The following is a 24261-nucleotide window of genomic DNA, read 5'->3' on the forward strand; positions in this document are numbered from 1 at the left end:
ATAAACCGACAACTTAAGAATGATTTGCATTTACATCGGCGGGGGCTGATGAAGTGCAGCATCCCGGCGGCGGGGCGAGCCCGCGGCTGCGGTAACGACGCGGCACTGCGATGGTCACAGCGTGCACGCGCATAAAATAACGATAAAGAAAGGTTGATGTTGATGGTTAATGTTAAACAGGCGTTATGGGGTTTAGGGTTGCTGAGCCTCTCCGGGATGGCGGGCGCGACGCAGTACCCGCTGACGCTGGAAAACTGCGGTACGAAGGTCGTGTTTGAAAAAAGCCCGCAGCGTATGGTCGCCCTGGGCCAGAACACCGCTGAAATCATGCTGCTGCTCGGCTTGCAGGATAAAATGGTCGCCAGCGCATTCTGGCCGACTAAAGTGCTGCCGGAGCTGGCAGGCAAAAATGAAAAGGTGCCGGTGCTGACCGTTGAGATCCCGACCCTTGAGTCGATTCTTGCCCGCCAGCCGGATTTCGTTGCCGCTCAGCTTCCCCTGTTACTGGGGCCGGACAGCAAAGTTGCGAAGCGCGAAGATTTTGCCGCGGTGGGCATCAACAGCTATCTCTCACCGGGCGTTTGCGCCACGAAAAAGAACACCGGCGACATCTACGGTAGCCGCAGCCAGCTGTGGGACATGACGCTGCTGTATAAAGAGATCGAGGATCTGGCGACGATTTTTGATGTCGAAGACCGCGGCGCGGCGCTGGTGAACGACTTCCGGCAGCGTGAAAACGCGCTGCGCACGACGTTTGGCCACAGCAAACGCGATCTGTCGTTTGTCTTCTGGTTCTCCAGTGCTTCCCCTTCATCCGATGCCTATCTGGGCGGCAAAAACAGTGCCTCGGGCTTTATTGCCAGCGTGCTGGGCGGGCATAACGCCATCAGCTCCGACAGCGAATGGCCGACGGTGGGCTGGGAGAGCATTATCGCCACCAACCCGGATGTGATCGTGGTGTCGAGCCTCGATCGCAACCGCTGGGCGCTCGACAGCGCCGAAGAGAAGATCAAATTCCTCAAAAGCGACCCGGCCGTCAGCCAGCTTGAAGCGGTGAAAAAGGGCCATATCGTGGTGATGGACGGCCAGGCAATGAACCCGACGATCCGCACCATTTATGGCGCAGAGCAGGTGGCGGCGCAGCTTGAGAAACTGGGGCTGAACTGATGACAAGCCCGGTACGCAACCGGGGCGGGATGTGGCAGCGTCTGGCGCTGTTCTCCGCTGCGGTTGTGCTTCTTCTGTTGGTTATTGCGATCGGCGTGGGGTCAGGTGAGCTGGCCATTCCCCTCAGAACCATTTTCTTTGCGGTCACCAATAAGCTGGGGCTGACCGCAGAGCCGCTGAACCGTATCCATGAAACCGTGATCTGGGATTTCCGCCTCAGCCGCGCGCTGGTCGCTGCCTGCAGCGGCGCGGGGCTGGCAATCTGCGGCGCAGTGCTGCAGAGCCTGCTGAAAAACGCGCTGGCGGAACCCTACGTGCTCGGCGTTTCCGCTGGCGCCTCCACCGGTGCGGTGGCGGTGGTGGTGCTGGGGATTGGCACCGGCGCGGTATCGCTCTCTGCGGGTGCCTTCACCGGCGCGTTCGCTGCGTTTGCTTTCGTGGCGCTGCTGACTAACGGTGCGCGCGGCGGTAATGAGCGCACCATTCTTGCCGGCGTCGCGGCCTCGCAGCTCTTCAACGCCATTACCGCCTACAGCATCAGCACCTCCGCCAGCGCTCAGCAGGCGCGGGATGTGATGTTCTGGCTGCTCGGGAGCTTCAGCGGCGTGCGCTGGCCCGAGTTTCAGCTGGTGCTGGTGGTCGTGATGATCGGCCTTGCGGTCTGCCTGTGGTATGCCAAAGCGCTGGACGCCTTCACCTTTGGGGATGACGCGGCGGCCTCGCTGGGTATTCCGGTGGGCTATGTCAGGCTGATGCTGTTTACCGTGACCGCGCTGATGACGGCGGCGATTGTCAGCATGGCCGGTTCCATTGGCTTCGTGGGTCTGGTGGTGCCGCATGTGATGCGCTACTTCTTTGGCCCGCTGCACCGCACGCTGCTGGTGGCCTGCGCCATGATGGGGGCCATTCTGATGGTGCTGGCAGACATTGCTGCGCGTACGGTAATCGCACCGCAAAGCCTGCCGGTGGGCGTGGTGACCGCCCTGGTTGGCGTACCGTTCTTTGCTGCCATTCTCTGGCGTGCACGGAGGCAACTATGAGTATCAGCGCGGAAAACATCTGCTGGCGCGTCGGCAAAAAAGTGATTGTCGATGACGTCTCCCTGAGTGTGGCCCAGGGGCAGACGCTGGGATTGCTGGGGCCGAACGGGTCTGGCAAATCCTCGTTGCTGCGCGTGCTGGCGGGGCTGCGCCGCCCCAGTGCGGGCCGGGTATTGCTTGATGAGCATGACATCAGCGGCATGGCAAAAAAGCAGGTCGCACGCCGCGTGGCCTTTGTTGAGCAGCATGGCGGGACGGATGCCAACATTCGCGTGCGCGATGTGGTGAAGCTCGGGCGTATCCCACACCACTCGCCGCTCTCCTCATGGACGCCGGAGGATGAACGCATCGTCAATCACGCGCTGGAGCGGGTGGAGATGCTGGATCGCAGCGCTCAGGGCTGGCTGAGCCTTTCTGGCGGGGAGCGCCAGCGGGTGCATATTGCGCGCGCCCTGGCGCAGCAGCCGACCGAGATCCTGCTCGATGAGCCGACCAACCACCTCGACATTCATCATCAGATCCAGTTGATGCGTCTTATCAGCGCGCTGCCGGTCACCAGCATCGTGGCGCTGCACGACCTCAACCATGCCGCGATGTTCTGTGATGCGCTGATCGTGATGCAAAAGGGAAAGATCGTCGCCAGCGGTACACCCGATGCGGTACTGACCGAAGCGTTGCTACGCGACGTGTTCCAGGTGAACGCCAGAATCGAAATCTCGCCATATCACGGTAAAAAACATATTCACTTCATCTGAAGCAAAGCGGCGGACGCGATTTATGCGCGCACGCCGCTGCGCCTGATTGGCATAACGTGCCAGGCGCATACAAATTCTCAATAAATTAATCATTTCTTAATAATAAACACACGCAAGGTTAAGCCCAGCAAGGGGTGTTGCCATACCATATTCAGCTTCGCATTTTTAGTGGCACCAATCTGATATGAAGCTCGACACCCGACTTACCCCTGTTACCGCCTGCCTGATTGTGCTGGCGGTGTTATTTCCCTTTATTCCGGATCTGCATCTGTCGCTGTTCAGCGAGCATGTGGTGACCGTGGTCGAAAATGCACAGGCAGCATGGCTGCTGTTTGGGGCTGTTTTCACCCTGTGCTATGCGCGTTCCGCCGGGCTGGCAGAACGTCCGCGCACGTTCTGGCTGTGGGCCGTGGTCTGGTGGCTGGTCTTGCTGGGACGCAGCGTCAGCTGGGGCAGGGAGTACTTCCCGGAAGGGCCGAAGCTGCTGTTCCGCATCATTTCGGTAGTATTGATCGGAACCCTGGTGCTATGGCTGGTCTTCTCTAAGGCGCTGCGTCAGGAAGTGATGGCGCGTCTGCGCAGCGAGACGTTACCGCTGTGGACGGCTGCGCTGGTGGTGTGTTCATTCCTGATTTCTGATGCAGTGGAGCATCATCGCCTGCTGGCGCCGCTGTTTCTGCATAACCCGCAGTATCAGGATTTGATTGAAGAGCTGTATGAAATTCCGTTTATGGTGGGGCTGTTTATTATCGTCTGTACCATGCTGGCGCGAGAAAAACGTGCGGTTCATTCTTAAACAGGCAGCGCACAGCGTCATACCTGAATAACAAAAAACCCGCGCCGTGCGCGGGTTTTTTTACAGGAACAACGCTTAGCGTTTATATTCCTGCGGCTCGCCAATCCCGAGATCGACACCGGTAATCGGGTCGATGGTTTCATCGGATTTGGTACGGTCCGCCATCGCTTTCAGCATTGCCATCTGTTCAGAGGACAGGCCAACCGAGGCAGAGCCATCGCCGCCATCAACTGCAGGCTGCGGATCGGCTACGTAATTAAAGTGTTCATCGCTGTTCCAGCTGCCGCGAATGTCATCACCCTGCGACATGTTGTAGTAGGTATTCGCATACTCTTCCACCGGTGGCAGTTTACCCGCCGGGAAGTTATTGCGAATCGAATACAACGCTTTCTCAAACGACATCTGGTGCGCGACTTCTCGCGTCATCAGGAAGCTCAGCGCATCTTTTACGCCCGGATCGTCAGTCACGTTGATCAGGCGCTCGTAGATGATTTTGGCACGCGCTTCAGCCGCAATGTTGGAGCGTAAATCGGCCGTCACTTCACCAATGGTATCGATATACGCTGCGGTCCACGGCACGCCGCCAGAGTTAGTCAGCGGCGGCCCACCACCGTACAGCAGAGAGGTGATGTGGCTGTCGTTACCGTTGCTACTCAGAGAACGATACAGTTCGGCCTCACTCTCGGTGCCTTCAGCCAGTGCACCTTTCGCGCCCTTGTTCAGCATCCCGACCAGGGTACCAATAATTTCAAGGTGGCTCAGCTCTTCGGTAGCGATATCCATCAGCATCGCTTTACGGCCCGGATCGTCATCGCCAAGGCCCTGGGTAAAGTAGCGGCAGGCTGCGGCCAGCTCGCCCTGCGGCCCACCGAATTGCTCCAGCAGGAGGTTAGCAAGGCCCGGATTAGGCTCTGCCACGCGCACCGTATATTGCAGTTGTTTTACGTGTCGAAACATAGTTTCTCCTCGATTCAGGGAATGGCAGTCGGGTTATTTTTTTGCTTCAACACCCGGCGCTTCAGAGCGCGTCAGATACTGCTGGGTGACGTCAGGCAGGTGGGTAATTGCCCATTCCGCCATTGCTTTTTCCTGCTCAAGGATCTGTTTGAATGCTGCAACGCCTTCCACATCGCCCACTTTCTCAGCGGCCGCAATAAGCGAGGTGTAGCAAGCAATCTCGAATTGTTCAAAGACGTAGCTGCTGATAGCCCCTTTGACGATTTCGTCAGAGGTAAACATGCCGCCAATAGACTGACCAAAGGCTGACATTTTGCCCATGGTATCTTTCATCATGGAGTTAGAAATATTGTTGCGCTCGATGACCGTCTCAAGGACTTGAATTTGCCCTTTGGTTTCATCGATATGTTGCTGAATGCGTGCTTTCAAATCTGGGTAGTTATCAATACGACCCGCCATCGCTTCGAGCATTGACTCAGCCTGTTTTTCCATGGCGTGAGCATCTCGCAACCAGTCATGATAGTTTTCTTCGTATGTCATGATTATTGCCTCCCGGAATACATCGATAAATAGAGTAAATATAACAACATGAAGCCTGGCTTATAAAATTAAGCCGTTCGCAATCTGTTGCTCACTCAAAATAATATTTCAAGCGTGGCAATAGGCGCCGCGATAATACTAATTAAGCGATTTCAATCTTGCTTGTATGAATATGAAGGTGCCAATAACTCTGCGGACCGGATCATAGTCCGCAGAGCACTAACCTCTGCATGTTTATACAGAAATAGCTATTACAGTTGCCTTAGGAAACCGAATAAACAGCCAGGGCTATCAGGATTTACGACCGCCGCTGTTGCTGTTTTTGCCCCCTTTGCTGCCCGCTTCAGAGGCGCGCTCAGGGTCATTTTTAAAGTTACCGCCGCTGTTCTGGCCGCCTTTACGGCCTGCCTCGGACGCTTTCTTCTTATCTTCTGCGAAATTACCGGAACCGCCACGATGTTGATCAGCCATTATATTGCCCTCACGTTTCGTTAGATTGCCGTGAAATATGATGATGTTCATATTTCGTTGTTACGGTAATAAATCTAGTTCATCCCGAAGAGACGTCAAATGCAAACGGCAGCATGAACAGGACATATTAGTGATGCTCGCGCTTCGCTTAAGCGGCGATAACGATACGGTAATCAGGCATGAATCAATGAGTTAAATAACGGGTCGCCCAAATAATGGGCAATACAATTGTGGGAATAGTCCTGGAATATTTCCGCCCAGCCAGGCGGTAAGTTTACAGTATTTAGCGTGCAAATATGAACATGCAGTTTTCCTTTGTACAGGTTATTGCAGCGCGTAGGGAAACAACCTCCCTCTGAATCAAGCGATCCAATTCTGGACTAAATAACGATTGAACCTTTACGCGGCGAAACGTAAATTTCTGGCAGCCATAAACATGACGCTAAATAACGCTTATTGACGTTTCGTTACCGGATGGTTTTACCGTTGCGCTGCTGTTTTTTAACGACGAGATAAACGACGAGTAACGATTCGGCGCGCGGTTGCGTCAGTGGCACAATTTCTTTAACTCAGGATAAGTACGATGAAAATACACTCTATTATTGCTGGCCTTGCGACCAGTTTAACCCTTGCGGCCTCGTCTGCCTGGGCCGCCGATGGCACCGTTAACTTTACCGGTGAAATAATCGATGAAGCCTGCGTCGTAGATATTGGCACAGACGCCACCATGACGGTTGATCTGGGGCACATCTCCAAATCTTCATTCAAAGCCTCCGGTGACGAAGCGCCGGAAACCAAGTTTTCCCTGAAGTTGAAAAGCTGCCCGGAAACGGTAACGACAGCCAAAGTGAAGTTTGACGGCGCTAATGACGCTACTAACTCCGGGCTGCTGGCACTGACTCAGGAAACCGGCGTGGCAAAAGGGATTGGCGTGACGCTGCGCACTGCAGATAAAGCGGCGCTGGGCCTTGATGCGGTGAACGACTACAGCTATACCCTGAGTTCAACGGAGGAAAACAGCCTCGACTTCTATGCTGCCTATCGCTCCACATCAGATACCGTCGTTGCTGGTAAAGCGAACGCGGTTGCTACCTTTACTGTTGATTACAACTGATAGCGTATCGCTATGAATATCAGGGCCGTTAGCGGCCCTTTTTATTACCTTTCTCTTCCGTGAAAAGACTATGCATCCTGATATAAATAACACAACGCTTAATATTGCCATTGATGACCAGGATTGCTTTTTTATTCTGGGCCTCGAAGCCGTGCTTACTGATATATTCACTGCTCGTTTTCCGGACCTGACGTTATATTTTCATCGTTTGCAAGACGGTAACGTGAAAGAGATGGATATTATTTTTCTCACGTTACATCCGGGAGATAAAATTGACTGCATGTGGCCAGCACTGGCATACCGAAAATTGCGCAGCCTGGTGGTTGGCTTTTGCGAACATTCCCCGACGGAAAGTACGGACAACCTCCTGTTTTGCTTAAGTAAGGCGCTATGGTTGGACAAGTGCAGCCCCCTCACGCTTGTCGTTCAGAAGCTAATCCTGGCCTGGCGTGATGTCCTGGCTGGCAGTAGCGATACGGAAATGCGTGACTGTACACGCTGTAGTCGTCTGCGCTTAACCGAGCAGCAGCGTAAAATCGCGTATTATATGATTCGTGACTACAGCAATCATGATATTGCCCGTCTGTTAAAAATTAATATCAAGACAGTCAGCGTGCATAAATACTTTTTGATGGAAAAGATGCGCTTGCGCAGTAACCAGCAGTTTATAAACTTTTTGCGTCGTAAAAATAGTGTGGCGGCGTTAACGCTGGAATAACTGGCGGTAATACAAAAACAGAAAAAAGGCGGTGCGAGGGGCTCGCTCCGCCTGGAAGCGGGACGTGAAGCTTAAGCGCGTTTGTTTCCCGCCGTGCTACCCGAATAAATAAAGTACAGTGCAATGCCGAGGCAGATCACCGCGCCCAGCCGCGTCAGCGAGAAGGGGATGGCGTCATTGCCGAGCCAGCCAAAGTTATCGATCAGCATGCTCATCGCCAGCTGGCCGAAAATGACCGCTACCGTGGCCACTGCGGTGCCGATACGCTGCACGGCCAGCACCATAATCACGATATACGGCACGCCAAAAAGCGCACCGATCAGCTGCCACTTCGGCACATCCATCAGGGTTATCGTCTGTTTCGGCTCAAAGAAGAAGATGAGCAGGGCGGTCACCAGCGCACCCACCGAGAAGGTGAGAAACGCGCTGCGGAACACCCCCACTTTGCTGCCCAACTGGCCGTTTATCGCCGCCTGAATACTTAACAGCGCACCCCCCGCCACGGCGAGAATAATCATTAACAGGATCATGTTGTCTCCTTATCCCAGTGCAACCAGCGCCAGTGCGGCAATGATGAAAATCAGGGCGTAAATACGTCTGGCATCGATTCTGCGATGCGGCGTGCCGAACAGCCCGAAGTGGTCAATGATCAGGCTCTTAAACACCTGCCCGGCAAGAATGCCTATCATGGTCATGGCGATACCAATCACCGGCGTGGCGATGGTAAGAATAATCACGTAGCCCGCCCCCAGCACACCGCCGCATAGCTGCCAGCCTGGCTGGGCGAAGAAGGACGGCGCGTTGCGCGGGCTGAAAAACAGCATCAGCAGAAACGTCAATGCCGCGCCAACGCCAAAAATGCTCATCGTGGCCCAGAGATCCCCTACCTGCTGCCCGAGCGGGCCCAGCAGCCCGGCTTCAATCGACAACCCCATCCCGCCGGCAATCACCAGCAATATCAATAACACCTGCATCGTTTTATCACTCATTTATCAGAGAGGGGACGCAGCATAGAGCAGGCCGTGATGCGGAAAAACGATATAATTCATGAAACACCTTTGCAGGATTTGCATCAATGCCAACCACTGACACAATTTCGATGCGCGCGCTGCGCTTCTTTCTCGCGGTTTTTGAAACCCAGAGCTTTTCCATCGTGGCACGGCGCGAAGGCGTCTCTGCATCGATGATCTCCCGGGTGATTCACCAGCTGGAAGATGCCCTCGGACAGCAGCTGTTCTACCGCAATACCCGGGCGGTGATTCCGACCGAGGCGGGCAGGGTGTTTGTGGAGTACGCCCGCGCTATCGCTGAGCGGCTGGGTGAGGCGCGCGAGGAGTTACAGAATCGGGCCACCGAGCCGGCCGGGCTGGTGCGCATCAACGCCCCGGTATTTTTTGGCCAGCGCCACATTGCACCAGGGTTAACCGGCCTGACGTCGCGCTATCCGCAGCTTTCCATTGAGCTGTCGCTGACCGATGACTACATCGATCCGCATCGCGATCCGGCGGACGTGGTGTTTCGTATCGGCACCCTGAACGATGCCTCGTGGCATGCCCGGGTATTCGGCACCCAGCACTATTATCTGGCCGCCTCGGCAGCCTACCTGGCGCGCCACGGTGCTCCCGACACGCCGGACGCGCTGCATCAGCATAAATGCCTGATCTATCGCGGCTCGTCCGGGCCAAACCGCTGGCTGTTCCGGCGCGGCGAAGCGGAGTGGGTGCATTATCCGGTGCCGGCGCTGCTGACCTCCAATAACGCGGACACGCTGCTCACCGCCGCGCTCGACGGCATGGGCGTGGTGCTGTTCCCCGACTGGCTGATTGCCGAACGGCTGGCGAGCGGCGAGCTGGTGCGCCTGCTGCCGCAGTACGAGGGAGCGATTAACGCCGGGCCGCAGCATATTGCTGCCATTTACCCGCACGCCCGCCATCCGCCGCTCAACGTCAGGGCGGTAATTGATTACTATCGGGAAGCATTCGGGACGCCGCTCTACTGGCAGCATCCGCAGTAGATCAGTCGTGACGGTCGAGGGAGAACCAGCGTTTCCATGCAAAGCGGATCAGGGCGTACTCAATCACGCCCAGCAGCAGGAACCACAGGCAGAACAGTATGGTGTAAAGCTGATTGAGATCCATCAGGTGGAAACGCGTCACCAGCCGCTGGGCCAGCTCCAGGCCGAGGGAGGGCGCGGGCAGCAGCAGACAGGAGAAAAAGGCCAGCAGCAGGATGCCGCCAGCGCTCATCAGGGATTCAAGTGGGTGTTTCATCGCGGATTCGCCGTAAAAAAGGGGCATTGTCCGGGATTGGGCCGGGGAGTGCAACCGCCCGCCGCCGGGCGGGCGCAGGGGCTTACATCGGCGCAGCCCAGATTTCGCAGTGGCGACGCACCAGTTCAGTCAGCGAGCCGCCGTCGGCGATAAAATGGCGCATACGCTGGGCCTGGTTTTCGCCGCGCTGGAGCCAGAGGTGGATCTCCTCCAGCGCGCTACCGCCCTTGAGCTTGTCAGCGTAGGGCTGAATGCGGTCGAGCAGCTTTTCTATATCCGCCGCAATGGTGGTCTGCTTGCCGCTGTGCACATCGGTCAGCACGCCGTCCAGCCCGAAGCGGCAGGCCTGGAAGCGGTTAAAGCGATAGAGCAGGTAGTCGCGCTCCTGATGCTGGAACGGACGTTCCGCCAGCAGCCAGTGAGCGATGGCCTGAATAAAACCAGCAATGTTCACCGCATGACCGAGGGTGAGCGGCGTATCCATCACCCGCACCTCCACCGTACCGAAGCCCGGGCTGGGGCGAATATCCCAGTGCAGATCTTTGATGGACGTAATCATGCTGGTGCTGGCGAGGCGGCGATACAGCACTTCAAACTCCTGCCAGTTCTGGGTCCAGGGCGCGTGGCCGTTATCCGGAAAGGCCGAGAAAATATTGAGTCGCGACGAGGCGAAGCTGGTATCGGACCCCTGCATATAGGGCGACGAGGCGGAGAGGGCGATAAAGTGCGGCACATAGCGCGACAGGCCGTGCAGCAGGTAAATTGCGTCATCCCCGCTGCTGCATCCCACGTGGACATGCTGCCCGAAGACCGTGGCCTGCTTCACCAGATAGCCAAACAGCTCTAGCGTATGGGCGTAGCGCTCATTACTGCACACTTCCTGGCGCTGCCATTTCTGGAACGGGTGGGTGCCGCCGCCGCAGATTTGCAGATGGTGTTTACTGGCGGCCATCAGGGTCGCCTGCTGCAGCGTGGCAAACTCATGCGCTACCTGATTGATGTCTTTGCACACCCCGGTGGCGATCTCCAGCATGCTCTCGGTAATGTCGTGCTTCACTTCACCCGCTTTCAGCACGCCCTGCACTTCATCGATAAGCGTAGAGGAGTCCTGGCTCAGGTCGAATACCGGCGGATTGATCACCTGCAGCTCAAGTTCAACGCCGAGGGTGAAGGGATCGGAGAGATGGAATGGAGTTAACGACATAATTAGCTCACTGCGATAAAGAGGTGTCAGTAAGTATAGCGGCGGCCTCTGCGGGCGTTTTGATATTGCCGGAAATGCGATCGCCGCACTTTGTAAACGTTTGCCTGATGGTTATTTGCCCAGGCGCTGGTTTTACCCGCGCACCAGCGTAACGAGGTGTGCCTCGCTGCATAAGGCATGAGCCTCAAAACATGCCCCGGCAGGAAAAGGACCAACGGGATAGTTCAGGCGCAGTGAAAAACGTTCGGCATTGAGCGCCACAACGCTTGCCGCGTCAAAGCCAAACCAGTCACCCGCCTGCGGAAACAGTGCTTTAAACAGGCTCTCCTTGGCGGAAAAAATCAGCGTTACCGCCAGCGCAAAGGGCAGGCCGCTGGCCCGCAGCGTCGCGTGTTCGTCCGGGTTGAGCGCCTCGTCAACGATCCCCTGCGCGCTGGCCGCGTCGAGCAGGGCTTCGCCGTCAATACCGACGAGGCTGAGCGAGGCGCGCTGTCGGGCCGCAACCGCCAGCGCCGTGCGCTGAAAATGGCTGATGCTGCCGATAAATCCGGCGGGCCACAGCGGCTCCCGGTGCGCACCGATGCCGGGTATCACGGCCTGTGCGCCCGCGTCGCCCAGGGCGATGGCGGCAGCAAGGCGACCGGCAAGGTGTTCAGCCTGGCGTGTCGGCACGGCGTGATTGAGCAGTGCGGCATGGGGAAGCACCAGCAGATCGGCGGGAGAAACGCTGTGCGGTTGAAAATCGAGGCGCTGTACCCTCAGGCCGGCAAGCTGAAATGTGGTGTGTGTGGTGTGCATAGATGAAAAACCCTCCCCGGGGGGAGGGTGAGACTATCAGAACTGGGTGTTGATGCCCATATACCAGGTGCGGCCCGACTCGTTGTAGGTCGCGGCACCCGCGCCGTACATGTACGCGCCGGTGGTGGCATTCCCGGTGGTCTGGGCGTTGCCTTCGCGCCAGTGGCGCTTGTCGAACAGGTTATCCACCCCGCCGGTCAGGCTGACGTTTTTGGTGACGTCCCAGGTCGCACTCAGGCCGACAATGCTGTACGGGCTGACTTCGTTGGTTTCTGACCCGGTGGTGCGTTCACCCTTGTAGTTGTACTTTTTCGGCTGCTGTTTGCCGTACCAGGTAAAGGTGGACTGCAGCGCCACGTCCTGACGCACCTGCCAGCTCAGGGTCGAGTTCAGCGTGTACTCCGGGATGATCGACAGGCGGTCGCCGGTGGTCTTGTTTTTGCTCTGCAGCATGTATGTCAGGTTGTTGGTCCAGGTGACGGTATCGCTCACCGGCACGTTCAGAGTGCCTTCCAGACCTTCCACCACCGCTTTCGGAACGTTTTCCCACTGGTAGATATCGGTTTTCAGCTTGCTGGTGCCGGTCTGGTAGAGCGGAGAGTAGCCGGACTCAATCTTGTTGCGATAGTCGTTGCGGAACCAGGTCACGCCTGCCAGCCAGCCGTCGCGTTTGAACTCAAGGCCAATCTCTTTGTTGATGCTGGTTTCCGCATCCAGATCCTCGTTACCGAGCATGTAGCAGCCGACGTTACTGGCGCTGGCGTAGCAGCCCTGACCGCGGCTGTAGAGGATGTAGTTCGGGTTGATCTGATAGAGGCTCGGCGCTTTATAGGCGCGGGCGATACCCATTTTCAGGGTGAAGTCATCGCCTAATCCCTGAGACAGGTTCAGCGACGGGCTCCAGTTGTCGCCGACCACGCTGTGGTGATCGAAACGCAGCGCCGGGGTCAGCATGGTGCTGTCGGTCAGCTCCATGTTGTCTTCCGCGAACAGCGAGAAGATTTCAGCTTGCGAATAGGGGCTGCGCTCATCGCTGACGCCCGGTAGCGCGCCGCCCTGCAGCGCCTGTCCGTTTGAGGACATGTCTTTCAGGCGCTGCTGGTTCCACTCGGCGCCCAGCGTCAGGTTCTGGTTAACCAGCATGTCGAACGGCAGGTTGATTTCGCTGTGCAGCATCACATCCGACAGGTTGGTGTCGGTGAACTTATCGCTGTTGAACAACCCTTCCAGGCCGCCCGCCAGGCCTTCACCAAGACGTGAGTTGCGGGTGTGTTCGTACTGCGCCCAGTTGCTGGTGGTGATGCCGTTATCCCAGCCGCCGTTCCAGGTCAGGGCCCAGGTCTGGCGATAGAGACGGTTGGTCTCTTTGCCGTAGTACTTGTCCACCAGACCGTTGGTGCTGTTATCGTTGTTGGTATTCTGGGTGTCGCCCGCGTAGAGGTTACCCTGACGGCTGTAGCCCGCTTCAAACTCCAGCGACTGCATCGGCGCGAAGTCCCAGCGCAGCTGGCCGTTGATGTTTTTGTTGATCACGCCTTCGCGCCCGGCGGGCATGGTATCGGCGTAGGAGCCGGTGCGCAGCGATTCGTGACCTTCGTTGATGTTGCGCGCGTCGGCCTGGGTTTTATCCAGGTTACCGAACAGGCGGAAGCTGAAGTCGCCGCCCAGCGGGCCGGTGAGGCTGAAGTTGGTGCGTTTGGTGGCGCCTTCCGCTTTATGCTCCGGGGCGTTGAAGTAGCTGTTCCACGAGCCGTGCCACTCGCCAGTGCTTTTTTTGGTGATGATGTTCACCACGCCGCCCGCCGCGCCGTTACCGTAGCGTGCTGCCGCCGGGCCGCGCAGGACTTCAATACGCTCGATCATCTCCGGCGGCACCCAGTTGGTGTCACCGCGGGTGTCGCGCTCGCCGCGCCAGCCCAGACGCACCGAGTTGCGGCTGGTGACCGGTTTGCCGTCCACCAGAATCAGAGTGTTTTCCGGCCCCATACCGCGAATATCAATCTGGCGATTGTTGCCGCGCTGGCCGCTGCTGGAGTTGCCGGTCAGGTTGACGCCCGGCATGGTGCGGATGATCTCCGACACGTCGCGCGCCGGCATGTTTTTACGAATTTCATCGGCGGTAATGGTGGATACCCCCGGTGCCTGCAGGTTCTGCTCGGCGGCGGTCACCACAATGGTGTCGTCCGCTGCCGTCTCTTTGCCATCATTAACCGCTGCGGTTTCTGCCGCAAACGCTGGCGCGGCTGCGCCGATAATCCCCAGATGCACCATCATTGCCAGGGAGTAAGTGAGCTTTTTATTCATTGTAATATCCTGCTTTTCCCGCCGCTTATCCCGTTGCAATCCTGCCCCAGAGGGAGGAAAAGCGGCATGCCAGTCCGCCATTTCAGTGCCGGTATGCGCGCGAAAAGAGGACGGCGACCGCAGCGACCAAAAGGAGGGTGAGTGAACACATACGTGTTGCGCTTCCCACAGCGCGCCAATACGCTATTGCAAATACGAATAATTATCAATAATATTATCGACGTTTTCCGAACGGAAACGCATTTTTACACGTAAAACATGGGGTTAAAGAGCTGCGATGGAGCTGACAACGGGAAGTGAAGCCTGGTGGCAGGCGCGACAGGCAGAGGGCGGCCCGACCGTCATTCCGCGCGACGACGGCACATGCCACATCACCTTCTGGTGGCGCGACCCGCAGGGCAGCGACGTGGATTCACCCATTCAGCGCGTCTGGATCTACATCACCGGCGTCACCGATCACCACAACCGCTCGACCCCACAGTCACTCCACCGCCTGCCGGGCACCGACGTCTGGTGCTGGCAGACGGTACTGCCTTCCACCTGGCGCGGCAGTTACTGCCTGGCTCCCAGCATTCGCATCGATGATTTCCCGCCCTCGGTGTTCAGCCCCGACGGGCCGGATCGCGCCGGGCTGCGCACCGGCTGGCGCACGCTGCTGCCGCAGGCCATTGCCGACCCGCTCAACCCGCACAGCTGGAGAGGCGGGCGCGGTCACGCCGTCTCGGCACTCCACCTCCCCGACGCGCCGCCGCAGCCGGGGTGGGACGCCCGCGATGAGCCGGTTATTCCGCCGCAGTGCATCACCTGGCACAGCGCGGTGCTGGGTAACAAGCGCCGGGTCTGGATCTATACCACCGGCGACGCGCAGCCCGACACGCGCCCGCTGGCGCTGCTGCTCGACGGACAGTTCTGGGCGGAAAGCATGCCGGTGTGGCCAGCGCTGGCGAAGCTCACCCGGGAAGGAAAACTGCCGCCCGCTGTCTATGTGCTGGTGGACGCCATCGACACCGTGCACCGCAGCCATGAGCTGCCCTGCAATGCTGCGTTCTGGCAGGCGATTACTGAAGAACTGCTGCTCCAGGTACGGCGTTTTGCCCGCTGGCGGGACGACCCGGCAACTACCGTGGTCGCTGGACAGAGCTTTGGCGGCCTGGCCTCGTTGTATGCCGCGCTGCACTATCCCGAACGCTTCGGCTGCGTGCTCAGCCAGTCTGGCTCTTTTTGGTGGCCGGACCGCCAGCACGGCGATCAGGGCGGCGTACTGGTGCAGCAGTTGCGCAGCGGCGAACTGGCCTGGCCCGCGCCGCGCCTGTGGCTGGAGGCTGGGGTGCGCGAGCCGCTGATCCACGCCGCCAATACCCAGCTTTATTCTCTCTTACAGCAGACACAGCAGCCGGTTTTCTGGCGTCAGGTTGACGGCGGGCACGATGCGCTGTGCTGGCGTGGCGGTCTCACCGAGGGGCTGATAACCCTCTGGAGTCCGCTCACCGCGCCGCACGGCGCGTAATTCGACAGGAGTTTGGCATGGAACAGAGTAACCCTTTCGACGATACCCACGGGCGCTTCGCGGTGCTGGTCAATGCGCAGCAGCAGTACAGCCTGTGGCCGCAGCACTGCGCGCTGCCCGCAGGCTGGCAGGTGGTGTGCGAGCCACAGTCGCAGGAGGCATGCTACCGCTGGCTGGAACAGCACCGGGCGAACCTGCATCCGGGCAACTTTGTGAAAAACCAACAGCAAAAGGGTATCGGCGGTGAGTGATCAATCAAACAATCGTAGCGGCCTGATGCCGCTGGTCGCGGCGCAGCCGGGGATCTGGATGGCGGACAAACTGACCCGCCAGCTCAGTGCCTGGAGCGTGGCGCACTATGTGGAGCTGCACGGCGAGATCGACGCGCCGCTGTTGGCCCGTGCCATTGTGGCGGGCATGAACGATGCCGACACCCTGAAGCTGCGTATTGAGGAGCAGGACGGCGAGGCGTATCAGTGGGTGGATGAGAGCCTTATTCTTACCGCGCCCGTGATCCATGACCTGCGGGCGCAGGCAGATCCGGAAGCCGCAGCCCATGCAGTGATGCAGGCGGATCTCAGCCAGGATCTGCGGCTCGAAAGCGGCCAGCCGCTGTACCATCACGCGCTGCTGCGTCTCGGTGACGCGCGCTGGTTCTGGTATCAGCGCTACCATCACGTGGCGGTGGACGGCTTTAGCTTCCCGGCCATCACCCGCCGCATCGCGGCTATCTACACCGCATGGCGGCATGAGCAGACGCCGGAGCCGTCACCCTTTACCCCGTTTAGTGAGGTGGTGGAGGAGTATCAGCGCTATCAGCACAGCGACACCTTTACCCGCGATGCCGCCTTCTGGCGCGAACAGCTGAGCCAGCTGCCGCCGGCCGCCACGCTCTCGGGCGAACCCCTGTCGGGGGATCTCTCCACTACCGCACTGCACCGTTTTAAGCGCCGCTTTGACAGCCAGGATCTCGCCCGGCTGGTCGCCCACAGCGGCGGCCAGACCCTGGCGGATATGGCGCTGGCGCTAACCGCGCTGTGGATCGGCCGTCTCAGCGGGCGCAACGATTTCAGTGCCGGGTTTATCTTTATGCGCCGTCTTGGCTCCAGCGCGCTGTGCGCTACCGGCCCGGTATTGAACGTGCTGCCGCTGGGCGTGCACCTCGACCCTGGCGCGACGCTGGCGCAGCTGGCGGCCAGCCTCAGCGCACAGCTGAAAAAGATGCGCCGTCATCAGCGCTATGATGCCGAGCAGATCCTGCGCGACGCCGGACGCGTCACCGGCGACCAGCCGCTCTACGGGGCGGTCATCAACCTGAAAATGTTCGACTATCAGCTCGATCTTGACGGCATCGCTGGCATCACCCACACGCTGACCACCGGCCCGGTGAAGGATCTGGAGATCGCGCTGCTGCCGGATGAGCAGGGCGGTCTGGCGCTGGAGCTGCTGGCGAATGCCGGGCGCTACGACGCCCGCGAGCTGGAGCGTCACCTCGATCGCCTGCCGCTGCTGCTGCGCCAGTGCGCTGCCCGGCCGGAGATGCGCTGTGCTGATGTCGACCTGCTTCACGCTGATGAACAGGCGCTGCTGACGCAGGTGAATGACACCGCGATGATGCTGCCTGAAGCCACGCTGAGCAGCCTGATTGCTCGTCAGGCGGCGTTGACGCCCGACGCGCCAGCCCTGGCGGATGAGCGCTATCAGTTCAGCTATTCCGAGCTGCGCCAGCAGGTGCAGGCCCTGGCCGCAGAGCTGGTCCAGCGCGGTGTGCAGCCGGGCGACGTTGTTGCCGTGGCGCTGCCGCGCTCGGTATTCCTGTCGCTGGCACTGCAGGCCATTGTGGAAGTGGGTGCCGCCTGGCTGCCGCTCGATACCGGTTACCCGGATGAGCGCCTGCGCATGATGCTGGAAGATGCCGCCCCGCGGCTGCTGATCACCGAACCGGGCCAGGCTGCGCGCTTCACCGGGCAGCCGATGCTGCACTACACCGCGCCGCTGCCGCCAGTGGCCGATGCGCCGGTCTGCGCGTCCCGTCCGGAACATACCGCCTACGTAATCTTCACCTCTGGCTCAACGGGCCGCCCGAAAGGGGTGATGGTCGGCCAGACCGCCATCGTTAACCGCCTGCTGTGGATGCAGAACCACTATCCGCTTCGCCATGATGATGTTGTGCTGCAGAAGACGCCGTGCAGCTTTGACGTCTCGGTGTGGGAGTTTTTCTGGCCGTTTATCACCGGCGCACAGCTGGTGATGGCTCCCCCGGAGGCGCACCGCGATCCGCAGGCGCTGCAGCAGCAGTTTGCCCGCTATCGCGTCACTACCACGCACTTTGTTCCCTCCATGCTGGCGGCCTTTGTCGGCGCGCTTTCGACGCCGGACGCTATCGCCAGCTGCGCCACGCTGCGGCGGGTATTCTGCAGCGGTGAAGCCCTGCCCACCGCGCTGTGCCGGGAATGGGAACAGCTCACCGCCGCGCCGCTGCATAATCTTTATGGCCCGACCGAGGCCGCGGTGGACGTGAGCTGGTATCCGGCTTACGGCCCGGAGCTGGCGGCGGTGCGCGGCAGCAGCGTACCGATCGGTTTCCCGGTGTGGAACACCGGCCTGCGCATTCTTGATGGTTCGATGCGTCCGGTGCCGCCGGGCGTGGCGGGCGATCTCTACCTGACCGGCATCCAGTTGGCCCAGGGCTATCTCGGGCGGCCGGATCTCACCGCCAGCCGCTTTATCGCCGATCCGTTCGCGCCGGGCGAGCGTATGTACCGCACCGGGGACGTGGCGCGCTGGCTGGAAAACGGGGCGGTGGAGTATCTCGGACGCAGTGACGATCAGCTGAAAATTCGCGGGCAGCGTATTGAACTGGGCGAAATCGACCAGGCGATGCTTAACCTGCCGGGGGTGGCGCAGGCGGTGACCAACGCCTGCGTACTGAATGCCGCAGCCGCCAGCGGCGGCGATGCGCGTCAGCTGGTGGGCTATCTGGTGCCGTCCGCTGGCGTCGCGCTCGACGCGAAGGCGCTGCGTGAGCAGCTCGCTGCGCAGCTTCCGGCGCATATGGTGCCGGTGGCGCTGGTGACGCTGGATGCCTTCCCGCTCAGCGCCAACGGCAAGCTGGATCGTAAAGCGCTGCCGCTGCCGCAGGTGGCTTCCCGTGCTGACGCCCGCGCGCCGCAACCCGGGCTGGAGCAGACCATTGCGCAGGCCTTCTCCGCGCTGCTCGGCGGTGACATCACCGACGCCGCGGCGGATTTCTTCGCCCTCGGCGGTCACTCGCTGCTGGCGATGCGGCTTGCCGCCAGCCTGAAGCGCACCCTCGATCGTCCGGTGACGGTGGGGCAGGTGATGGTCGCCTCGACGGTGGAGAAACTGGCGGCGTTACTGAGTGAGACGCACAGCGAGGAGGAGGCCAGCAGCGCTGGCTTTGACGCGGTGCTGCCGCTGCGCCAGGGCAGTGGCCCGACGCTGTTCTGCTTCCACCCGGCCTCCGGGTTCGCCTGGCAGTTCAGCATTCTGCAGCGCTACCTCGACCCGCGGTGGTCGATTACCGGTATCCAGTCGCCGCGTCCGGGCGGGCCGATGATGACCTGCGCCACGCTCGATGACGTGTGCGACGCCCATCTGGCACGGCTGCGGGCGTTACAGCCCCAGGGGCCGTATTATTTGTTTGGCTACTCGCTGGGCGGAACGCTGGCGCAGGGCATTGCCGCCCGGCTACAGGCGGCCGGGGAGACGGTGGCATTTCTCGGGCTGCTCGACACCTGGCCGCCGGAGTCGCAGAACTGGGCCGGGAAAGATCCGGACCAGCGCGACCCGGAAGTGCTGGCGGAGATCAACCGCGAGCGCGAGGCGTTTCTTGCCGCCCAGCAGGGGCAGGGGTCGGATCGCCTGTTCGATACCATCGAGGGAAATTACACCGATGCCGTGCGGCTGCTCAGTACCGCGCACAGCGCCCGGTTTGATGGCAAGGCAACGCTGTTTGTCGCGACGAAAACCCTGAAGCCGGGCATGGACCCGCACACCACCTGGGCGCCGTGGATCGCGGAGCTTGAGGTTTACCCGCAGGACTGCGCCCACGTGGAGATTATTTCCCCGCAGGCGTTTGAGTCGATTGGGCCGGTGCTACGGCAGATTCTGGGGTGACCGGTGGGGTGGGGGCGCTACGCTAACCCACCCTGGCGGGGCGCGCGGTTACTGACGCCCCAGCGCGTAGGGCGGGTAAGCCTGCGCACCCGCCGTCAGAGCGAAGACAACGGTGATCAACGACCCAGCGGCACGATCAGCGGGGTATGCGCGACCGGATCGTCGATGATCATGCAGCGCATTCCGTAGACCGCCTCTATCAGTTCGGGGGTGACGATCTCTTTTGGTGCCCCCTCGGCGACCACTTTCCCGTCGCGCAGCGCGATCAGGTGGGTGGCATAGCGGCAGGCCTGATTGAGATCGTGCAGCACCGCCGCCAGGGTGTAGCCCTGTTCGCGGTTCAGGGAACGCAGCAGCTCCAGCAGGTCAATCTGATAGCTGATGTCCAGCCAGGTGGTCGGCTCATCCAGCAGCATGATGGCGGTCTCCTGGGCCAGCACCATCGCGATCCACGCCCGCTGCCGCTGCCCGCCGGAGAGGGTATCCACGCTCTGGGTTGCCAGCGCCTCCACGCCGGTAGCCTGCATCGCCCGGTTCACCGCCTCTTCATCCTCTTTACGCCAGCGGGTAAACAGCGGCTGGTGCGGATAGCGCCCGCGCGCCACCAGCTCCTGCACCGTGATATCCCCCGGTGTACTGGCGTTCTGCGCCAGCAGGCCGATGCGCCGCGCCACTTCTTTGGTGGCGTAGCGATCGATCGCCTGACCATCGAGTATCACCTCACCACGCATCGGCTGCATCAGGCGGCTCAGGGTGCGCAGCAGCGTCGATTTGCCGCAGCCGTTCGGGCCGATGATGGCCGTAAAATGGCCATCGGGGATCGCCACGCTTAAGCCATCAGCCACCACGTGCTTACCGTAGCCGAGGGTTAAATCGCGACCGTATAAACGAGAGTGCGTCATCTCTTGCGGGACTCCTGAATCAACAAGGCGATGAGATAGATACCGCCGATGCTCACGGTGATTACGCCCACCGGAAGCTGATAAGGCATAAACAGGCGCTGGGCGCACAGGTCAGCTACCAGCAGCAGCGTTGCACCGCACAGTGCCGACTGGGTCAGCCCAAGCCGCGCGGTGCCGGACAGGCGGCGCACGATATGCGGGGCCACCAGGGCAATAAATGAGATCGGCCCGGCGAGAGCGGTGGCAGCGGCAGTGAGCAGCACCGCCGTCAGCATCAGCAGCAGACGCGAGCGCTCCACCGGCACGCCCAGCGCGCAGGCGGTGTCATCCCCCATCTCCAGCAGCCGCATGCGGCGCACCAGCAGTCCGGCAGCGATAAACATCGCCACAATAATCGGCGCGGCGGGCAGAGTTTTACTCCAGGTCAGGCCGTTGAGCGATCCGGCGTTCCACAGTCCGGCGGAGAGCGCCGTCTCCAGCGAAGCCTGCAATAACAGCCAGGTGTTGAACGCCACCAGCATCGCGCGGGTGCCGATACCGATAATGATCAGCCGGAAGGTGTCGATGCCGTTGCGCCAGGCCAGCAGCCACACCAGCAGCGAGGTGATAATGCCGCCCGCCATTGCTGCCAGGGCGATGGCGGTCTGGTGCTGACCAAACAGCACCATCGCCACCAGCACACCGCTCCATGCGCCGGTGTTAAAGCCCATCACATCCGGGCTACCGAGCGGGTTGCGCATCAGCGACTGGAATATTGCGCCGCTGACCCCGAGGGCAGCCCCCACCAGCAGCGCCATCGCCACCCGGGGCAGGCGCCACTCGACGACGATCATCGACATGGCGCGCGGTGCGCTGCCGGTCAGGGCATCAAACACCTGCGACACCGTCAGCGCTACGCTGCCGCTGGCCAGGCTCCAGCCGGAAAACAGCAGCGCGATAAGGACAAACAGCCCCAGTACCAGGGTTAAACGCGGCAGCCGGGTCATAGCGTCACCCCGTTACGGCGGCGGCGCACCAGCCAGATCAGCACCGGCGCGCCGATAAAGGCGCTCACCACCGAGACGCGCAGTTCGCCCGGCACCAGCTGACGGCCGAGAATATCGGCAGCCAGCAGCAGGGTTGGCGTCGCCAGCATCGTCACCGGCAGCGTCCAGCGATGATCCGGTCCGACCAGCCAGCGCGCCAGGTGCGGCATCATCAGGCCGATAAAGGCAATCGGACCGACGGCGGCGGTGGCGCTGCCGCACAGCACGGTGATGGCCAGCAGGCCGAGGATCTGCGTGCGCGCCACCCGGCTACCGAGCGCAGTGGCGGTATCGTTGCCCATGCTCAGGCTGTTGAGCGAGCGGCTCAGCAGCAGCGCCACCGCCGTGGCCGCCAGCACCGGCATAAGGATAATTTTCAGCGGAAACAGGCTGCGGATGTCGAGCGAGCCGGCCTGCCAGAAGCGCAGCTGGTCGTAGGCTACCGGATTAAGCAGCGCGATGCCGCTCGATAGCCCCTCCAGCACCGCCGCCAGCGCCACCCCGGCTAACGTCAGCCGGACCGGATTAAGCTGGCCGCCACCCTGGCTGCCGGTGAGGGCGACGATCAGCGCGGCGATGAACGCGCCGCCGAAAGCGAAGGCCAGCAGGGCAACGGGGGAGGCGTAGCCAAACAGCGCTGCCCCGAGGACGATGGCGAAACTGGCGCCTGAATTGACCCCGAGCAGGCCGGGGTCGGCCAGCGGGTTACGCGACAGGGTTTGCATCAGCGCCCCGGCAACGCCGAGCGCGATCCCGGCCAGCAGCCCGGCAAGGGTGCGCGGCAGGCGGGCATCAAGCACAATGGTGCAGTCGGCGCTGCGACAGGATTGGGTAAGGGCGTCCAGCACGGTTGTGGGTGCCAGCGCTTTGGCGCCCAGCAGCAGGCTGAGCAGCATCATAATGAGGAGCAAAACAAGCAGGCTCAGCACAAGGTAAGGGCGGGCTGAAAACCGTGACCACGACATAACACACTTCCCTGACATGATAATGATATTAATTATCGTTATCGCTCTTTGCGGTTTATGTTAGCATGAGCGCCCTGCTATCCGGTAAGGAAAATTGGTGTTAAGGCCCTGTAATGAACCGACATTCAATGCTGCTCAACCTGAGTCTGCTCAGAACCCATCCTGACTTTCGCGCTGTTTTTATCGCCCGTTTTATCTCGATTCTCTCCCTCGGCCTGCTCGGCGTGGCCATCCCGGTACAGATCCAGACCCTCACCGGTTCGGCGTTGCAGGTTGGGCTGGCGGTCACGCTCACCGGTAGCGCCATGTTTGTCGGCCTGATGACCGGCGGGGTGCTGGCCGATCGCCACGAGCGCAAGCGGCTGATCCTGCTGGCCCGCTCCACCTGCGGGCTGGGGTTTATCGGGCTGTGCATTAACGCCGCGCTGCCGACGCCGTCGCTGGCGGCCATCTATCTGCTCGGTATCTGGGACGGCTTCTTTGGCGCGCTGGGGGTGACGGCTTTGCTGGCGGCAACCCCGGCGCTGGTGGGGCGCGACAACCTGATGCAGGCCGGGGCCATTACCATGCTGACGGTGCGCCTCGGATCGGTGATCTCCCCGGTGGTGGGCGGCCTGCTGCTGGCGTGGGGCGGGGTGGTGTGGAACTACGGCCTGGCGGCCTTCGGCACCTTTATTACGCTGATCCCTCTGCTGCGGTTGCCGCAGCTGGCACCGCCGCCGCAGCCGCGTGAGCACCCGCTGCGCGCCTTGTGGGCCGGGCTGCGCTTCCTGCTGCACAGCCCGCTGATTGGCGGCATTGCGCTGCTGGGGGCGCTGCTGACCATGGCAAGTGCGGTGCGCGTGCTCTATCCGGCGCTGGCTAACCACTGGCAGATGAGCGCCAGTCACATCGGGCTGCTGTATGCCGCGCTGCCGCTTGGTGCGGCGCTGGGGGCTTTGACCAGCGGCAATCTGGCCCGCTGCGCGCGCCCTGGTGCGGTAATGCTGGCGACCACGCTCGGATCGTTTATCGCGGTGGGGCTGTTCAGCCTGATGCCGAACGGTGCGCTGGGAATGCTGTGTCTGGTGATGGTTGGCTGGCTGAGCGCCATCAGTTCGCTGCTGCAGTACACCCTGATCCAGACCCAGACCCCGGAAGCGATGCTGGGCCGCATCAACGGACTCTGGACCGCGCAGAACGTTACCGGCGACGCCATCGGCGCGGCGCTGCTCGGCAGCATGACGGTGGTGATGACCCCGGTGTATGCCGCCAGCACCGGCGGGCTGGTACTAACGCTGGTGGGCATTGTGCTGCTGATTGTTCTGGTCGAGCTGCGGCGTTTCCGTCAGCCTGAAACCCCGACAGCGCAATAAGCTTACGCCGGGATAAACGGTGGGTGCACTCCGTTTACCCACCCTACGGAATAGCAGTTGTTGTTGGGTGGGTAAGCCTGCGCACCTACCACAAAAAAAACATCAAATGCCGAAGCGTGGCCCCATCCGGCATCAAAACCGCCGCGTCACTTCCCGTAGGGTGGGTAAGCTTCGCGCACCCACCATAAACGCAAATCACCCAATGCCGAAGCATGGACCATCCGGCATCAAAA

The 24261-nt window shown here is 60.5% G+C and carries 23 protein-coding genes; 11 read left to right on the top strand and 12 right to left on the bottom strand.

The window, feature by feature from the left end; translation table 11 throughout:
- Positions 1 to 162 precede the first annotated feature (162 nt).
- The 4 genes from eitA to KFZ77_RS05070 all read left to right on the top strand — a co-directional run bounded on the left by eitA (position 163) and on the right by KFZ77_RS05070 (position 3758).
- Entirely contained in the window at positions 163 to 1167 is a 1005-nt protein-coding gene (gene eitA / locus KFZ77_RS05055) for a siderophore ABC transporter substrate-binding protein EitA (protein ID WP_264385614.1), read from the top strand.
- Entirely contained in the window at positions 1167 to 2207 is a 1041-nt protein-coding gene (locus tag KFZ77_RS05060) for a FecCD family ABC transporter permease (RefSeq protein WP_406678799.1), read from the top strand. The genes eitA and KFZ77_RS05060 overlap by 1 nt, the downstream gene beginning before the upstream one ends.
- Positions 2204 to 2962 (top strand): siderophore ABC transporter ATP-binding protein EitC, encoded by a 759-nt coding sequence (eitC, locus tag KFZ77_RS05065; RefSeq protein ID WP_264385615.1) that lies wholly within the window; start codon positions 2204 to 2206, stop codon positions 2960 to 2962. The genes KFZ77_RS05060 and eitC overlap by 4 nt, the downstream gene beginning before the upstream one ends.
- 184 nt (positions 2963 to 3146) lie before the next feature.
- Positions 3147 to 3758 carry a hypothetical protein gene (locus tag KFZ77_RS05070; protein ID WP_264385616.1) on the top strand — a complete coding sequence of 204 codons (612 nt, stop codon included), beginning with the start codon at positions 3147 to 3149 and terminating at the stop codon, positions 3756 to 3758.
- Between the two features lie 75 nt (positions 3759 to 3833).
- Here the strand turns inward: KFZ77_RS05070 and KFZ77_RS05075 are convergent, their stop codons facing one another.
- The 3 genes from KFZ77_RS05075 to KFZ77_RS05085 form a co-directional block, all read right to left on the bottom strand.
- Complete coding sequence (locus KFZ77_RS05075) at positions 3834 to 4715, bottom strand: manganese catalase family protein (protein ID WP_031524733.1); 882 nt, start codon at positions 4713 to 4715, stop codon at positions 3834 to 3836.
- A 33-nt stretch (positions 4716 to 4748) separates the two neighbouring features.
- The gene (locus KFZ77_RS05080; RefSeq protein WP_264385617.1) at positions 4749 to 5255 is read right to left on the bottom strand and encodes a ferritin-like domain-containing protein; all 507 of its coding nucleotides are present in this window, start codon (positions 5253 to 5255) and stop codon (positions 4749 to 4751) included.
- A gap of 291 nt (positions 5256 to 5546) precedes the next feature.
- Complete coding sequence (locus KFZ77_RS05085) at positions 5547 to 5726, bottom strand: con-10 family general stress protein (RefSeq protein ID WP_031524735.1); 180 nt, start codon at positions 5724 to 5726, stop codon at positions 5547 to 5549.
- 583 nt (positions 5727 to 6309) lie between these two features.
- On the opposite strand from KFZ77_RS05085, the gene KFZ77_RS05090 reads away from it, so the two are divergent.
- Together KFZ77_RS05090 and KFZ77_RS05095 are read left to right on the top strand one after the other, a co-directional pair.
- The gene (locus KFZ77_RS05090) at positions 6310 to 6840 is read left to right on the top strand and encodes a fimbrial protein (protein ID WP_264385618.1); all 531 of its coding nucleotides are present in this window, start codon (positions 6310 to 6312) and stop codon (positions 6838 to 6840) included.
- Positions 6841 to 6910: 70 nt separating this feature from the next.
- Positions 6911 to 7558 carry a helix-turn-helix transcriptional regulator gene (locus tag KFZ77_RS05095; RefSeq protein ID WP_264385619.1) on the top strand — a complete coding sequence of 216 codons (648 nt, stop codon included), beginning with the start codon at positions 6911 to 6913 and terminating at the stop codon, positions 7556 to 7558.
- A 71-nt stretch (positions 7559 to 7629) separates the two neighbouring features.
- Here KFZ77_RS05095 and KFZ77_RS05100 read toward each other — a convergent pair whose 3' ends face one another.
- Positions 7630 to 8088 (bottom strand): DMT family transporter, encoded by a 459-nt coding sequence (locus KFZ77_RS05100; RefSeq protein WP_264385620.1) that lies wholly within the window; start codon positions 8086 to 8088, stop codon positions 7630 to 7632.
- A gap of 9 nt (positions 8089 to 8097) precedes the next feature.
- Positions 8098 to 8532, bottom strand: coding sequence for a DMT family transporter (locus KFZ77_RS05105; protein ID WP_264385621.1), 435 nt, complete (start codon positions 8530 to 8532; stop codon positions 8098 to 8100).
- A gap of 101 nt (positions 8533 to 8633) precedes the next feature.
- Between KFZ77_RS05105 and KFZ77_RS05110 the strand changes: the two genes are divergently transcribed.
- Positions 8634 to 9572, top strand: a complete 939-nt coding sequence (locus tag KFZ77_RS05110; RefSeq protein ID WP_264385622.1) for a LysR family transcriptional regulator — start codon at positions 8634 to 8636, stop codon at positions 9570 to 9572.
- Position 9573: 1 nt separating this feature from the next.
- On the opposite strand, the gene KFZ77_RS05115 is transcribed toward KFZ77_RS05110, so the two are convergent.
- The 4 genes from KFZ77_RS05115 to KFZ77_RS05130 all read right to left on the bottom strand — a co-directional run bounded on the left by KFZ77_RS05115 (position 9574) and on the right by KFZ77_RS05130 (position 14134).
- Complete coding sequence (locus tag KFZ77_RS05115; RefSeq protein ID WP_031524744.1) at positions 9574 to 9828, bottom strand: DUF1158 domain-containing protein; 255 nt, start codon at positions 9826 to 9828, stop codon at positions 9574 to 9576.
- A gap of 82 nt (positions 9829 to 9910) precedes the next feature.
- On the bottom strand, positions 9911 to 11032 hold the full coding sequence (locus KFZ77_RS05120; protein ID WP_264385623.1) for a YbdK family carboxylate-amine ligase: 1122 nt from the start codon (positions 11030 to 11032) through the stop codon (positions 9911 to 9913).
- A 132-nt stretch (positions 11033 to 11164) separates the two neighbouring features.
- Complete coding sequence (entD, locus tag KFZ77_RS05125) at positions 11165 to 11830, bottom strand: enterobactin synthase subunit EntD (RefSeq protein ID WP_264385624.1); 666 nt, start codon at positions 11828 to 11830, stop codon at positions 11165 to 11167.
- 36 nt (positions 11831 to 11866) lie between these two features.
- A complete protein-coding gene (locus KFZ77_RS05130; protein ID WP_264385625.1) occupies positions 11867 to 14134 on the bottom strand; it encodes a TonB-dependent siderophore receptor in 2268 nt (755 codons plus the stop codon).
- 277 nt (positions 14135 to 14411) lie between these two features.
- Between KFZ77_RS05130 and fes the strand changes: the two genes are divergently transcribed.
- The 3 genes from fes to KFZ77_RS05145 are packed head-to-tail and all read left to right on the top strand — an operon-like array spanning position 14412 to position 19781.
- The gene (gene fes, locus KFZ77_RS05135) at positions 14412 to 15641 is read left to right on the top strand and encodes an enterochelin esterase (protein WP_264385626.1); all 1230 of its coding nucleotides are present in this window, start codon (positions 14412 to 14414) and stop codon (positions 15639 to 15641) included.
- 17 nt (positions 15642 to 15658) lie between these two features.
- Positions 15659 to 15892 (top strand): MbtH family protein, encoded by a 234-nt coding sequence (locus KFZ77_RS05140; protein WP_031524753.1) that lies wholly within the window; start codon positions 15659 to 15661, stop codon positions 15890 to 15892.
- Positions 15893 to 15917: 25 nt separating this feature from the next.
- Entirely contained in the window at positions 15918 to 19781 is a 3864-nt protein-coding gene (locus tag KFZ77_RS05145; RefSeq protein ID WP_264386150.1) for an enterobactin synthase subunit F, read from the top strand.
- Positions 19782 to 19897: 116 nt separating this feature from the next.
- Here KFZ77_RS05145 and fepC read toward each other — a convergent pair whose 3' ends face one another.
- From fepC to fepD, 3 genes are read right to left on the bottom strand one after another with little or no spacing between them, the layout of a single operon-like run.
- Complete coding sequence (fepC, locus tag KFZ77_RS05150) at positions 19898 to 20683, bottom strand: iron-enterobactin ABC transporter ATP-binding protein (protein WP_031524757.1); 786 nt, start codon at positions 20681 to 20683, stop codon at positions 19898 to 19900.
- The gene (gene fepG, locus KFZ77_RS05155) at positions 20680 to 21669 is read right to left on the bottom strand and encodes an iron-enterobactin ABC transporter permease (RefSeq protein WP_264385627.1); all 990 of its coding nucleotides are present in this window, start codon (positions 21667 to 21669) and stop codon (positions 20680 to 20682) included. Before fepG ends, fepC begins: the two co-directional genes overlap by 4 nt.
- A complete protein-coding gene (fepD, locus tag KFZ77_RS05160) occupies positions 21666 to 22673 on the bottom strand; it encodes a Fe(3+)-siderophore ABC transporter permease (protein WP_264385628.1) in 1008 nt (335 codons plus the stop codon). The genes fepG and fepD overlap by 4 nt, the downstream gene beginning before the upstream one ends.
- 113 nt (positions 22674 to 22786) lie before the next feature.
- On the opposite strand from fepD, the gene entS reads away from it, so the two are divergent.
- Positions 22787 to 24028, top strand: coding sequence for an enterobactin transporter EntS (gene entS, locus KFZ77_RS05165; protein WP_264385629.1), 1242 nt, complete (start codon positions 22787 to 22789; stop codon positions 24026 to 24028).
- Positions 24029 to 24261 lie beyond the last annotated feature (233 nt).

Source organism: Siccibacter colletis, from assembly GCF_025914095.1.
Taxonomy (GTDB): domain Bacteria; phylum Pseudomonadota; class Gammaproteobacteria; order Enterobacterales; family Enterobacteriaceae; genus Siccibacter; species Siccibacter colletis.